Below are 15354 nucleotides of genomic sequence, written 5' to 3' on the forward strand. Positions count from 1 at the left end.
TTATTAGATTTTGGTTTAATAGAGTGCAATATATATAATTTTATGTATTTCACCGAATTTTTTTGCGTTTAATCTGCAAAAAAATACATTTTGTCGGACTTTAGGCACAAAAAAACCACATTCAAAAATCCTTTAAATGTGGTTTTTACTAAGCTAAATAGCTTATTATAAATGTTATAGCTAATGTTGTAATTCTTCTTCGCCTTCTTTTAATGGAATATTCTGGGGGACAAAATCTTCTTCATGTCCGGGCTTACTATAGTCGTAAGACCAACGATATACATGAGGAATTGGACCATCCCAGTTTCCGTGGATATGCTTTATTGGTGCTGTCCACTCTAAAGTATTCGATTTCCATGGGTTTTGTACTGTAGGTTTTCCGTAGAATATACTTCTAAAGAAATTATACAAAAATACCAATTGGAACACACCACCTACTAAAGCAAACATTGTAATCACTGCCTGTGTATTGGTAGTATCATCAAATAACGGGAAGTTAGAGTTGGTGTAGTAACGTCTTGGCAAACCTGCCATACCTATAAAATGCATAGGGAAGAAAACCCCATAAGCACAGATTGCTGTAACCCAAAAATGGAGATACCCTAAATTTTTATTAAGCATTCTACCAAACATTTTAGGGAACCAGTGGTAAATCCCTGCAAACATTCCATACAATGCAGATATACCCATTACTAAGTGGAAGTGAGCAACAACGAAGTACGTATCGTGTACATTGATATCCAATGCGGAATCACCAAGGATTATTCCTGTTAAACCACCTGTGATAAATGTCGATACCAGTCCGATAGAGAATAGCATCGCAGGGTTTAACTGTAAGTTACCCTTCCAGAGGGTGGTTATATAGTTAAATGCTTTTACTGCTGAAGGAATTGCAATCAATAAGGTTGTAAATGTAAATACAGAACCTAAGAATGGATTCATTCCTGAAATAAACATGTGGTGACCCCAAACAATTGTCGATAAGAACGCAATGGCCAAAATCGAAGCAACCATAGCACGGTATCCAAAGATTGGCTTACGCGAATTTGTCGCAATAATTTCTGAAGTAATCCCCAAGGCAGGTAATAGTACAATATATACTTCTGGGTGACCTAAGAACCAAAATAAGTGTTCAAACAATACTGGCGATCCTCCTTGATAATGCAATACCTCACCTTGAATAAATATATCTGACAAGAAAAAGGACGTACCAAAACTCCTGTCCATTATTAATAATAAAGCTGCAGATAATAATACCGGGAATGAAATAACACCAATAATTGCAGTTACAAAAAATGCCCAGATAGTTAAAGGTAATCTCGTCATAGACATACCTTTTGTTCTCAAATTGATAACCGTTACGATATAATTCAGTGAGCCTAAAAGCGACGAGGCAATAAAAATGGCCATAGAAACCAACCATAAGGTCATACCCATCCCAGAACCTGCCTGTGCCATTGGCAATGCAGATAACGGCGGATAAATTGTCCATCCTGCAGCTGCAGGACCTGCTTCTACAAACAAAGAAATGACCATAACAACACTAGAGACAAAGAACAACCAATAGGATACCATATTTAAGAATCCTGAAGCCATATCCCGTGCTCCAATCTGTAATGGAATTAAAAGGTTACTAAATGTACCACTTAGACCAGCCGTTAATACAAAGAATACCATAATGGTTCCGTGTATCGTTACTAAGGCCAAATAGATATCGGCATCCATAACTCCACCAGGAGCCCATTTTCCTAGTAATGCTTCAAATAATACGTTTGGCTTTTCTGGCCAAGCGATTTGCATTCTAAACATTAGGGACATCAAAACCCCAATAACTCCCATAATAGTACCAGTAATTAGGTACTGCTTGGCAATCATTTTATGATCTTGACTAAATATATATTTTGTGACAAAGGTCTCCTTATGGTGGTGAGCCTCTTCGTGATCGTCGTGAACGTGTGTTTCTGCTGTTGCTGACATAATCTCGTTATCTTTTTCTTAAAAACAATTAGTTGTTTAGTGAATTTGCAAAAGTAGTTTGCTCTGCTATCCAAGCATCGAACTCTTCTTGCGTTTCAACTATAATCTTCATTTGCATATTGTAGTGCGACTTACCACAAATTTTATTACATAATAGTAAGTAATCAAATTCGTAGGCCAAATCTTGTCCTCTTGCTTCAACTTCTTCTCTGTGCTCTACTCTATACTCGTTAATATTCTTTACTTTCTCTTGAATGTCTGGATTTGCACGCATCTCTTGTGTTGTCACCGTAGGTGTAAATGCAAATTGTGTTACCATCCCAGGTACGCAATTCATTTGTGCTCTAAAATGTGGCATATAAGCAGAGTGCAATACGTCTTGAGAGCGCATTTTAAATAGCACTGGTCTTCCGACAGGTAAATGTAATTCTGTTACAATAACATCATCCTGCGCATTAGGATCACTTTCTGCAACCCCAAGGATATTTGCTTTATCCAAATCTATTAATCTAACGTTAGCTTGGCCAAGAACATTGTCATCTCCACCATATCTTGCTTTCCAGTTAAATTGTTGTGCATATAACTCTACGACCATTGGGTCTTCGTCTTCAACATCGATATTCATGATGTCGTTCCAAGTGAATAAACCATAAATTATTAACCATGCCAATACTATAACTGGGATGATGGTCCATACAGCTTCCAAGGTATTGTTATCAGCATAAAACAATGCTTTTTTACCTTTTTCGCCTCTATATTTATAAGCAAAATAATGTAGTAGAAATTGGGTCACCGTTTGAACAAAAAAGATGATGATCATAGAAACAACCATAAGGTTATCTAGACCAGGACCATGTTCTGAAGCTGAGTTAGACATTAGTGGCAAATCCCCTAAATACACAAAACAGGCAATAGTCATGACGTAAATAAAGATGAGAAAGCCCATCATTAAATACCCATTTATTTTATTGTCTTTGTCAGTTGCTACCTCAGTATTGGAAGTACCGACTTGAGCCAAATCAAAAATCTTAACCATTTGCCAAATGGCTATGGCTACAAAAATTACGATTATAAAAATTAACAACGTTGTCATTATCTCTTCTGTTCTATAATTTAATTAATAATGAAAGTGTTCACTTTCCTTAATAAATGGGTTTCCTTTTGCCAATAATGGTGCTTTGCTGAGTGCTGTAAATACTATGAGTAAGAACAAACCTCCAAACAGTAATATAGCCCCCAATTCTGGAACACCAATAAACCATCTGTCACCTACTGTAGCTGGCATAATCATATTAAACACATCCACATAGTGACCGCATAATATAACGATACCTGTCATGATAACAAACCATGGAATACGCTTGTAGTCGCTATTCATTAACAATAATATTGGGAAAATAAAATTCATGGCTACCATACCAAAGAATGGTAAGTTATAATCTTCAATACGTGTGATAAAATAAGTGACCTCTTCTGGAATGTTTGAATACCAAATCAACATGAATTGTGAGAACCATAAATAGGTCCAAAATATACTGATAGCAAACATGAATTTTGCTAAATCGTGAATGTGACTATCGTTTACAAATTCCATTAAGCCTTTAGACTTTAAGTAAATTGTAATCATGGCAATCACTGTAATACCACTTACAAACATACTTGCAAACACGTACCATCCAAATAAGGTTGAGAACCAGTGTGGATCAACACTCATAATCCAATCCCAAGACATCATCGATTCTGTATAGATATAGAATACTAAAAACGCTGCTGAGATTCTAAAATTCTTTTTAAAGTTTCTATTATCGTCAGCTGAATCCTGTGCGATTGAAAACTTACGAGAAAAATATCTGTACAATGACCAGCCTCCTAAAAAGATTAAACCTCTAATAAAGAATCCTGTTTTATTTAACCAGCCAGATTTGCCTGCAACTAATTTATCGTAGTTCTCGTGCCCTTCAACAGTTATACCTTCTTTTAACCAAACAAATAAATGACTATCCGCTACAAACGCAATGGCCAATACAATTAATCCTCCAGGTAGTACATAATAGGTAATCCCTTCCATAACCCTGAATAATACAGGTGACCAACCAGCTTGTGAAGCATATTGTATTCCATAAAATGCTAGGACACCCAGTGCTATCATAAAGAAAAAGAAAGCTGCAACATACAACGCTGCGTAAGGTCTGTTATGAATTTGATGCAGTACGTGCTCTTCGTGACTCATTTTGTGTCCTTCTTCAGCGTGCGCTTCGTCAACGTCATGTCCATCAGTCACATGAGTTTCTTCGCCATGAGATTCGTCTGCATGCTCCTCTCCGTGAGTTTCAGTAGCATGACCTTCCCCATGATGGCTTTCACTTGCCAACAACTCTCTTACATCGTCTTCAGTTTGATAATGATGTGAATCCCAAAAACCATAACCAACACCTAATGCACCTAAGATCATTAAAATGATAGCTGTTATTCTTAATCGATTTGAAATTTTATATTCCATTATATAATCTTTATCTAAATCTTAATTTTCTAAATCAGCCTTTAGCTTTTCAACATAGGCTGTAACTTGCCAGCGCTCTTCTTCATTAAGTTGGTTGGCATAAGACCCCATTGTATTTCTACCATAATAAATAACATGGTAAATACTACCTGTAGTTATAGCTCTCCCTGCATCGTCATAACTTGGCACACCTAATATTTTTTCGCGATCTACTAATTTACCTTTACCATCCCCTTTGGTGCCATGGCAGATGCCACAGTATATATCATAAAGCTCCTTCCCTCTAGTGTAATCAACTTGTGTAGAATCTAAAGGGCTTGTCAACGAATCCTTTGCCAACTGGTAGCCTTCATTGGTATCTTCAATTTCGTATAAAGAACCACCTCTTGGTATAGTACCATTTACTGGCAATTGTGCTTCAACATTACCATTAAACACATCCGCTTGTTGATAGGTTTCATATCCAACAGACTCATACATATTAGGCATGTACTGGTAGTTTCTTCTGGCATTTTTTTGGCATGATGCAAAGCATATTAGTAAACCTAATACTACCGTTATTTTAAATACTGATTTCATATTAGTGTGCATCTTCTTCTTTATCTACAATATTAACTTCTACAGCCCCGGTATCTTTTAAAAAGTTAGCTAATTCCTCTTCATTATCATGTATAGCTATCTCCATTAAAAAGTGATCGTCTGTAGTTCTTAAATCAGGGTTTTCAGCTTTTTTAAATGGCCACATTCTACTTCTTAGGTAAAACGTAATTACCATTAGGTGAGCAGCAAAAAACACTGTCAACTCAAACATAATCGGCACAAAGGCTGGCATGTTTTCTATATAACTAAAACTTGGCTTACCACCAATATCTTGTGGCCAGTCTTGTATCATTATAAAATTCATCATAACAATAGCTACCGTCAACCCAACACAACCATACATAAACGAGGTTATAGCTATTCGCGTTGGTGCAAGACCCATTGCTTTGTCTAGTCCATGGACTGGGAATGGGGTATATATCTCTTCAATATGATGTTTCGCTGCCTTTACCTTTTTTACGGCAGACATCAGTACATCATCATCTGTATAAATAGCATGAATTACTTTTGAAGCTTCCATAGACTATATTAGTTGTTTATTAATTTTTTAGCTTGCCCTGCCCAATCATCACGCTCTGCTCTTCCTGGGAAAGAACCTGTAATTGAATCTAACAAGTCGTATTCTCTTTTGGTCATTTTACTTACTTGCTCGTATTTGTAAATACCAATACTGTTAAGGACATCTTCCATTTTTGGACCGACTCCACTAATCTTTTTTAAATCATCAGGCACATCCGTATCTGGATTGTATTTCCCAATTGTATCGAGAAGACTCGACACTTTCTCAGAATCTTTTGGTAATGGTTCAGTAGTTGATGCAGTAGCAGAATCTGAAGGTGCTCCAGATGTTCTTGCATCAGATCCGGTTCCTACCAAACTATCTCCACGATCTCTAATCTTTTTGTAGCGTTCTCCTGAAGATTTCAAGATTGTTTTTACCTCTGCCTGTGCAATTACAGGGAATGTACGTGAGTACAACAAAAACAATACAAAGAAGAACCCTATTGTACCGATAAATATCCCGATATCCACAAAAGTTGGTGAGAACATTGTCCATGACGATGGCAAGTAATCTCTGTGTAATGAGGTGACGATAATTACAAAACGCTCAAACCACATTCCAATATTTACGATAATAGAAATAAAGAATGAAAACATAATACTTGTTCTCAATTTCTTAAACCACATAAACTGTGGCGAGAACACGTTACAGGTCATCATTGCCCAATATGCCCACCAGTAAGGTCCGGTTGCTCTGTTTAAGAATGCATATTGTTCGTATTCAACTCCAGAATACCATGCGATGAACAGCTCTGTAATATAGGCCACACCTACGATAGAACCTGTAATCATGATGACAATATTCATCAATTCTATATGTTGTACCGTAATGTAATCTTCAAGGCTACATACCTTTCTCATAATGATAAGAAGCGTGTTCACCATAGCAAATCCAGAGAAAATCGCACCCGCAACAAAGTAAGGTGGGAAAATCGTAGTATGCCAACCAGGAATAACCGATGTAGCAAAATCAAAAGATACAATGGTATGTACAGAAAGTACTAAAGGTGTTGCTAAACCAGCCAATACCAATGACACTTCTTCAAAACGTTGCCAATCTTTTGCACGACCAGACCAACCAAAACTCAACAAAGAGTATATTTTCTTCTGAAATGGCTTTACAGCCCTATCTCTAATCATGGCAAAATCTGGCAATAAACCAGTCCACCAGAATACTAAGGATACCGATAAATACGTAGAGATTGCAAATACGTCCCAAAGTAATGGCGAATTAAAATTCACCCATAACGACCCAAATTGATTAGGGATTGGTAATACCCAATACGCCAACCATGGTCGACCCATGTGAATAATTGGGAATAAACCAGCTTGTACAACTGAGAAAATGGTCATAGCTTCTGCAGAACGGTTAATTGCCATTCTCCATTTTTGACGGAATAAGAGTAGTACTGCGGAAATCAGTGTTCCAGCATGACCAATACCAACCCACCAAACGAAGTTAGTAATATCCCAAGCCCAGTTTACAGTTCTGTTAAGACCCCAAACTCCAATACCAGTTGAAATGGTATAAATAATACAACCTATTCCCCAAAGGAATGCAACCAGCGCAATACTGAATACAATCCACCAGGCTCTGTTGGCTTTTCCTTCTACAGGTCTAGCAACATCGACAGTAACATCGTGATAGGATTTTTCCCCAGTTACTAAAGGTCTTCTAATAGGTGCTTCGTAATGAGACGCCATTTTTTAGTGTTTAAATGTTTATTTGTTTCGAAAGTTTAAAGTTTTAATTTTTTCAACCTTTAAACCATCTCACTTTTTTACTTTATTATACTTCTTTTGTATTTCTCACTTTAGTATGATAGAATACGTTGGGTTTTGTTCCAACACTTTCTAACAAGTGATACATACGGTCATCTTCTTTTAATTGAGCTACTTTACTCTCCTTGTCATTGATGTCTCCAAAAACAATGGCTCCATTACCACAAGCTGCAGAACATGCTGTTTGGAATTCTCCATCCTTAATCTCACGTCCATCACGCTTGGCATCCAAAATAGTTTTCTGTGTTTTCTGAATACACATAGAACATTTTTCCATCACACCACGAGAACGTACTACCACATCTGGGTTTAATACCATACGCCCAAGGTCATCATTCATAAAGTAATCAAACTCGTCATTTTGGTTATATAAGAACCAGTTGAAACGACGTACTTTATATGGACAGTTATTAGCACAATATCTAGTTCCTACACAACGGTTGTATGCCATGTGGTTTTGACCTTGACGACCATGTGATGTTGCGGCAACAGGGCAAACAGTCTCACATGGAGCATGGTTACAGTGCTGACACATTACTGGCTGGAAGGCGACCTGAGGATTTTCAGATGGGTTTTCCATCTCTCCAAATTCACTCAACGAACTACCTAAACCAGAAATATTTTCTTTCTTTTCATTATCACCTTCAAAAGACTCCTGAGATGAGTAATATCTATCAATACGCAACCAGTGCATGTCTCTACTTCGTCTCATCTCTGACTTACCAACAACAGGAACGTTGTTTTCTGCATGGCAGGCAATAACACAAGCTCCACAACCAGTACAAGCATTTAAGTCAATAGACAAATTGAAATGATGCCCGATAGAACGATCAAACGATTCCCATAAATCAACATCTGGTGATGTTACGGGAGTTTCTATATGGTTAAGAGACACTTGAGGAACGGCATTCCAATAATGCTTATCCTTTGTATTGAATATCTCTAAACTTGTCTCTTTTATAATATCCCCACGGCCCATAAGTGTATTGTGCAATTGCACACAAGCAAACTCATGCATACCCGATGCTTTGCTAATACTTATAGGTTGAGATGGATTAAAATTTTGATATAGTGGGTAAGCATTTACACCAGTCTGTAATTCTTCTTTTACACCTGCTGTTCTACCATAACCTAATGCCAATCCGACAGAACCTTTTGCTTGTCCTGGCTGAATTAGTACTGGCACATTCTCAATAGTAACTCCATTAACAGTCACATTAGCATAGCTACCATTAAGTCCACCATTGGCTACATTTTCATTAATTAGCTCAAGACGGTCAGCATCTGCTTTAGATACTGTTAAATAATTGTCCCAAGATGTTCTTGTAATTGGATCTGGGAATTCTTGTAACCAAGGGTTGTTTGCCTGTTGACCGTCACCCATACCTGTTTTGGTATATAAGACCAACTCCATGCCTTCACCAGAAGCAGCACTTGCCAAAGCTCTTGCTGCATTAGTTGTGGTTGGTGTTGGTTCAGTAGTATCATCGGATGTCGTGTCTTCAGCAACAACCTCTGAAGTTGTACCAACAAAAACACCATCGTGTAATGCTTGGTTGTAAGATGCTCCATTTAGGATGCTATCTTTCCAAGTGGCTTTTATATAATCGCTATATGGAGTATCATTATTGGTCCAGACCAATAAGGCTTCCTGAAATTGTTTTGTTTTAAATAACGGACGAATGGTAGGTTGCGTTAAACCATAATGCCCTGCTTTAATTTCTACGTCGCCCCAAGATTCTAAATAATGAGATGAAGCCGCTATATAAGTAAAGTTTGAAGCTGTTTCATCTTCCTTCATTGAGAAAGCTATAGATAGGTCAGTCTTCCCTAATCCTTCAGCAAAATCAGCCGGATTTGGCAAAGTGTACATTGGGTTAACACCCGCAGTAATGATTGCCCCAACATTTCCTACTTTCATGTCTTCAATTAAAGTCATGAGAGCTTTGTCACTTCCTTGTCTTGTAAGGATTACATTCTTAGTATCAAATGCCTTACTTCCTATAGATTCATTGATTTCAAGCGCAACGGATTGGGCATTTACATCTTGAATTCCCGTCACAACAACACCATTACTACCAGCTCTCTTTAATTCTGAAGCTGCGGCCTGTACTGCCTTTTCAACTGATTCCGGTAAATTACCAGATACTGAACCTCCAACAACATAACCATGTAATTTAGCCAAGGCTAATTTTTGTTGGCTTGGTGTTATTGGCACTCGCTTATCCGCGTTAGCACCAGATAAGGACATATTAGATTCAAACTGAATATGTCTAGACATTTTCCCATTAGCAGGAATACGCTTAGAAGAATACCCAGAATCAAAACCTCCACCTTGCCAATCTCCTAAGAAGTCCGCTCCCACAGAGACAATAGTCATCGCTTTAGAAAAATCGTAATTTGCTAAAGCACGTCTGCTGTATCTTGCCTGAAAGGCATCTAAAGCAGCAGATTCAGAAATAGCATCGTAAGACACATGCCTTACATTACTATATTGTGTTGAAAATTCAGATATTAATTTTGAAGTTGATGGGCTCGCAAAGGTTTGTGTTAACAACACAATAGCCTTACCTGAAGCCTGAACTTCTTTTAATTTTTGCGATGTCTCTGCATTGAAGGAATCCCAAGTAATTGGCATACCTTTCTTCATAGGTGCCTTTACACGTTGACTATCATATAATCCTAATACAGATGCATTAACTCTTGCATTGGCATGGCCATTAGTGGCAGCCAAAGTATTGTTCTCAATCTTAATCGGTCTTCCTTCTCTTGTCTTTACCAAAATGCTGGCAAAGTCATTTCCATCAGCAATTGTAGTTGCATAATAATTAGCAACACCAGGAATAATCTCTTTAGGCTGTACCACATAAGGGATGGACTTAACCACAGGCCCTTCACAAGCTGCTAATGATGCAGCTGCGGTTGAGAATCCTACATATTTTAAGAAATCACGACGCGTGGTTGAAGACGATTCTAAAGCTTCCTTATCGCCAAGAAATTCGTCAGTAGGAATTTCTTCAACAAATTCATTTTGCTGTAGCGTCTCAACAATAGAGCTGTTTTCGTTTAGCTCTTCAACACTTTTCCAGTATTTCTTGTTTGATGACATATTATATTGAATTACTTCTTATTATTAATAATGACACTTACCACATTCTAAACCACCCATCATTGCAACTGTCAATTTATCGACATTGTATTTCTTCGACAATTGCTCATGGATTTTATCGTAGTAGGCGTTATCTTTTACTTTTACTTCTGTCTCTCTGTGACAGTTAATACACCACCCCATTGTTAATGGAGAATGTTGGTACATCACTTCCATTTCCTCAACAGGACCGTGACAAGTTTGACACTCAATTCCTCCGACAGAAACGTGTTGAGAGTGATTAAAATACGCAAAGTCTGGCAGGTTATGGATACGGATCCACTGCACAGGCTCAGTCTCGCCAGTGTATTGTTGCGTGGTAACATCCCAACCAACTGCTTTATATAATTTTTGAATTTCCTTATTATAATCTACACCATATTCTTGTCCTTCTGCAAAGGTTTCTGGCGCAACTTCAGAAATACTTTTGTGGCAATTCATACAGACATTCAATGAAGGAATCCCCGAATGCTTACTTACTCGTGCTGAAGAGTGACAATACTTACAATCAATACCATTGTCTCCTGCATGTATTCTATGCGAGTAATGAATTGGCTGTACTGGCTCGTACCCTTGGTCAACACCAACCTGCATTAGGTAGCCATAAACAAAATACCCACTTGCTAGCAAAAAGAATATTGAAGTTACCAATACTAAAAACTGGTTTTGAACAAATGCTTTCCAAAGAGGAATGCCTTTTTCCTTTTCTTTAATAGCAATACCTTTTTCTTGAGCAAATCGTTTAAGTGTACGATTAACAAGAATCAACGCCAGAGCTAATAATGCAAATAACAATGCTAGTGCTCCAAGGATAATGTTATTTGAAGCTGAAGATGTTTCACCAGATCCATCTCCTCCGCCATTAACAACAAAAGGTTCTGGTTTTGGCTCAGCCGTGTACGCTAAAATATTATCAATATCTTGGTTAGACAACTGTGGAAACGCTGTCATTGCCGTTTGGTTGTACTCGTTGTAAATTTTATTGGCGTACGCATCACCAGAGGCTATAACGCCTGCACTATTCTTAACCCAAGCGTACATCCACTCACGATCTAAACCTTCTTCTTCTGCCAGACGTGTCTCAACATTTCGCAACGCCGGACCAGTCATCGGGCCATCTAATTTATGACATGATGCGCAGTTGGTATTAAATAATGCCTTACCAGCTGTAGGGTCTCCTGCAGATGCTGAAGCCTCAGTAGTGTCTTCTGCTGCTGTATCGGCAGTTTGTGTTTCTGCGTCCTGGGCCAAAATAGAGGTTGAAAACGTAAGTAATATAATAAACCCTAAATGAAGAATCTTTGAGGTTAAATTACGGTAGATCACCTGTTTCATATTATGAGTTGAATTATCTTCTAAACTTTGGTATGATTTTTTCATTTAAACTGAAAAAAATATGATTGTAAAAACTCATGCAAAAGTAAGATATAAAGTCGATTTTAGAAATGTTAGCGTTCTGTTAACTTCTAATTTATAAGCGTTCTAAATAACATTTATATGAGCAATTACGTTATTAAAATTTACCTTTGTAATCAATTAAAATAAGACATGAAAATACTTAAATATAAAATATTCATTTTTAGCGCTTTATTGGCTTTCTCGAGCTCTAGTTTTTCACAGAATGCTGAAACTAAAGTCATTCAAGACAAAAGCATTGACAAATTGCTAGAGTACAAGCAAGACATAAATACGAACATTATCTATAAAATTCAAATCTTTTCTGGGGAGCGCGCACCTGCTGAACGTATTATGAGCGAATTTAGATCTGTGTATGGGGATATTCCAAGTAGCATGGAATTTAATACTCCAAATTATAAGATTTGGGTAGGGAACTTTAGGGATCGTCTTGAAGCCGACCGAGCTTTAGTAAGGATTAAGAAGAATTATATAAGTGCCTTTATTTTTCAGCCCAAGACAAAATAACACTGTTCATTATAAGTATTTTTGTCATTCCTGCGAAGGCAGGAATCTAAAGTTTTTATATAGCTAATGGATTCCGCATCAAGTGCGGAATGACAAATAAAATAGAAAAGGGTCTCGAAATTCGAGACCCTTTTTTATATATTGAAAACTAAAATTATTTCAACTTTTTCTTTACCTCAACTTCTTGGAATGCTTCTATAACATCACCTTCTTTAATGTCGTTATAGTTTTTAATCTGCATACCACAATCGTATCCTTTAGAGACTTCTTTTACGTCATCTTTAAAGCGTTTTAATGACGCAAGCTCACCTGTGTAAACTACTACACCATCACGAATTAGTCGGATACCAGAGTTTCTATAAATTTTACCGCTAGTCACCATACAACCAGCAATGCTTCCTACTTTAGAGACTTTAAATATCTCTCTAATTTCGGCTGTACCAGTAACTTCTTCTTTCAATTCTGGTGACAACATGCCTTCCATCGCATCCTTAAGATCATTGATGGCATCGTAGATGATAGAATATGTTCTGATATCGATTTCTTCCTTGTCAGCAATCTGGCGTGCATTACCCATAGGACGCACATTAAACCCAATAATGATAGCGTCAGAGGCAGTTGCCAATAACACATCACTTTCTGTAATGGCACCAACACCTTTATGAATGATATTTACCTGAATCTCTTCAGTAGATAATTTTTGGAATGAATCCGTCAATGCTTCAACAGAACCATCCACATCACCTTTAAGAATAATATTCAACTCTTGGAAATCGCCAAGCGCAATACGTCTTCCGATTTCATCTAGTGTAATATGACGTTGTGTCCTAACAGACTGCTCACGCTGTAACTGTGTACGTTTGGTTGCAATTTGTTTAGCTTCACGCTCGTCCTCGAACACATTAAATTTATCACCTGCTTGCGGAGCTCCATCTAGTCCAAGTATTGAAACTGGTGTTGATGGGCCAGCTACTTTTACATTATTACCACGTTCGTCTTGCATGGCTTTTACCTTACCAGACGTTGTGCCTGCTAAAACGTAGTCTCCAACTTTTAAGGTTCCTGCCTGTACTAAAATTGTAGACACATAGCCTCGTCCTTTATCTAAATAAGCTTCGACGACTGTTCCGCTTGCAGCTTTATCAGGATTTGCTTTAAGCTCTAACAATTCAGCTTCAAGCAATACTTTTTCTAATAGCTCTTTTACGCCAGTACCCACTTTAGCTGATATATCGTGAGACTGAACTTTACCACCCCAATCTTCAACTAATAAATTCATGTTAGCAAGACCTTCCTTAATTTTTTCTGGGTTAGCAGCTGGTAAATCAATTTTATTAATTGCAAAAACAATTGGCACTCCTGCTGCTTGAGCGTGCGAAATAGCCTCTTTAGTTTGTGGCATAATATCGTCATCTGCCGCCGCTACAATAATCGCAATATCCGTCACTTGTGCACCACGAGCACGCATCGCCGTAAAGGCTTCGTGACCTGGTGTATCTAAAAATGCAATTTTTTGACCGTTCTCTAATTGAACACCATAAGCACCGATGTGCTGAGTAATTCCCCCAGACTCACCAGCAATAACATTTTCTTCTCGGATATAATCTAATAAGGATGTTTTACCGTGGTCAACGTGACCCATAACCGTTACAATTGGAGCACGAGGCTCTAAATCTTCTGGTTTGTCCTTAACCTCCTCAAAGGATTCTTCTATATCTGCAGTTATAAATTCCACATCGTAGCCAAATTCTTCAGCTACAATAGAAAGGGTTTCAGCATCGAGACGCTGGTTCATAGTTACCATCATTCCTAATGACATACATGCCGAAATGATCTCGGTAACACCAACATCCATCATTGTTGCAATTTCACCAACGGTAACAAACTCTGTTACTTTTAATGTTTTACTCTCAGCAGCTGCAATTTCTTGATCGATTTCAGTCTGTTGACGGTGCTGATCTCTCTTTTCTCTTCTGTATTTAGCCCCTTTTCCTTTATTGCTTTTTCCTTGAAGTTTCTCTAGGGTTTCTCGGATTTGCTTTTGTACATCTTCCTCGCTAGGTTCTTCCTTAACCGTTTTTGAACGCTGCCCTCTTCCTTTTGCTCCTCGCGATCTGTCCTTAGAGTAATTAGGCTTACTATCACCACCTTTACTTATACGACGCCTTTTTCGTTTACTACCTCCTTTTTTATCATCTGAAGGTTTGTCCTCTTTCTTTTTCTTAGGCTTTTCAAATTTTGAAAGATCTATCTTATTACCTGCAATGGTAGGACCTGATAATTTTTTATACTTAGTCTCTAATACTTCTTCGTCTTCTTCTGCCTCCTCTTTTTTCTCCTCTTTCTTAGCTTTCTCGACTTTCTTTTTTGGAGTTTCTTTCTTGGCTGCAACCTTTTCTTTTGGTTTTACCTCCTCTTTCTTTTCCTCTTTTTTCTCTTCAGCTTTAGGGGTATCTTCTTTTTTTGCCTTAGGTTTATCTAAGTCAATTTTACCAACTTGCTTAGGCCCTGACAATTCACTTTTGGCCTTAACAACCTCTTCTTTTTTCTTATCGGCTTGCTCTTTTTCTTCAAGTTCGCGCTCTCGTTTTAGTCGAAGCGCCTCCTTCTCTTTCTGCTTTGCTTCACTAACTTCCTGAGCTTTTTCACGCTTAGTTGCATCTGTCTGAAATTCATCAGAAAGCGTATCATAAACCTCTTGAGATATTTTTGTATTGGGGCTTTTCTCAATCTCGATTCCTTTAGACTCTAAAAAGTCTACAGCACGATCTAATGAGATATTTAGTTCCCTTAATACTTTATTAATTCTAATTTGAGCCATAAATTGCCTGTAATATACTTAAATCTGTTTTATATCAATCTA

10 protein-coding genes are annotated in these 15354 nt (G+C 37.7%); 1 reads left to right on the plus strand and 9 read right to left on the minus strand.

Annotation, left to right across the window (positions count from 1 at the left end):
- Positions 1–180: 180 nt before the first annotated feature.
- From ACFEMA_RS04235 to ACFEMA_RS04270, 8 genes are all read right to left on the minus strand, one after another.
- Positions 181–1977, minus strand: coding sequence for a cbb3-type cytochrome c oxidase subunit I (locus ACFEMA_RS04235; protein ID WP_411766768.1), 1797 nt, complete (start codon positions 1975–1977; stop codon positions 181–183).
- Positions 1978–2005: 28 nt separating this feature from the next.
- Positions 2006–3070 (minus strand): cytochrome c oxidase subunit II, encoded by a 1065-nt coding sequence (locus ACFEMA_RS04240; RefSeq protein ID WP_411766769.1) that lies wholly within the window; start codon positions 3068–3070, stop codon positions 2006–2008.
- Between the two features lie 24 nt (positions 3071–3094).
- The gene (locus ACFEMA_RS04245) at positions 3095–4477 is read right to left on the minus strand and encodes a quinol:cytochrome C oxidoreductase (protein WP_411766770.1); all 1383 of its coding nucleotides are present in this window, start codon (positions 4475–4477) and stop codon (positions 3095–3097) included.
- Positions 4478–4498: 21 nt separating this feature from the next.
- Positions 4499–4966: a c-type cytochrome gene (locus ACFEMA_RS04250; RefSeq protein ID WP_411766771.1), complete on the minus strand. Its 468-nt coding sequence runs from the start codon at positions 4964–4966 to the stop codon at positions 4499–4501.
- Positions 4967–5057: 91 nt separating this feature from the next.
- Positions 5058–5597 (minus strand): DUF3341 domain-containing protein, encoded by a 540-nt coding sequence (locus ACFEMA_RS04255; protein ID WP_411766772.1) that lies wholly within the window; start codon positions 5595–5597, stop codon positions 5058–5060.
- 8 nt (positions 5598–5605) lie between these two features.
- Positions 5606–7342, minus strand: a complete 1737-nt coding sequence (nrfD, locus tag ACFEMA_RS04260; RefSeq protein WP_411766773.1) for an NrfD/PsrC family molybdoenzyme membrane anchor subunit — start codon at positions 7340–7342, stop codon at positions 5606–5608.
- Between the two features lie 85 nt (positions 7343–7427).
- Entirely contained in the window at positions 7428–10529 is a 3102-nt protein-coding gene (locus tag ACFEMA_RS04265) for a TAT-variant-translocated molybdopterin oxidoreductase (protein WP_411766774.1), read from the minus strand.
- A gap of 24 nt (positions 10530–10553) precedes the next feature.
- A complete protein-coding gene (locus ACFEMA_RS04270; RefSeq protein WP_411766775.1) occupies positions 10554–11903 on the minus strand; it encodes a c-type cytochrome in 1350 nt (449 codons plus the stop codon).
- 213 nt (positions 11904–12116) lie between these two features.
- Between ACFEMA_RS04270 and ACFEMA_RS04275 the strand changes: the two genes are divergently transcribed.
- Positions 12117–12491 (plus strand): SPOR domain-containing protein, encoded by a 375-nt coding sequence (locus ACFEMA_RS04275; protein WP_411766776.1) that lies wholly within the window; start codon positions 12117–12119, stop codon positions 12489–12491.
- Between the two features lie 154 nt (positions 12492–12645).
- Here ACFEMA_RS04275 and infB read toward each other — a convergent pair whose 3' ends face one another.
- A complete protein-coding gene (gene infB / locus ACFEMA_RS04280) occupies positions 12646–15312 on the minus strand; it encodes a translation initiation factor IF-2 (protein ID WP_411766777.1) in 2667 nt (888 codons plus the stop codon).
- Positions 15313–15354 lie beyond the last annotated feature (42 nt).

This window comes from Winogradskyella sp. A3E31 (assembly GCF_046720935.1).
Taxonomy (GTDB): Bacteria; Bacteroidota; Bacteroidia; order Flavobacteriales; family Flavobacteriaceae; genus Winogradskyella.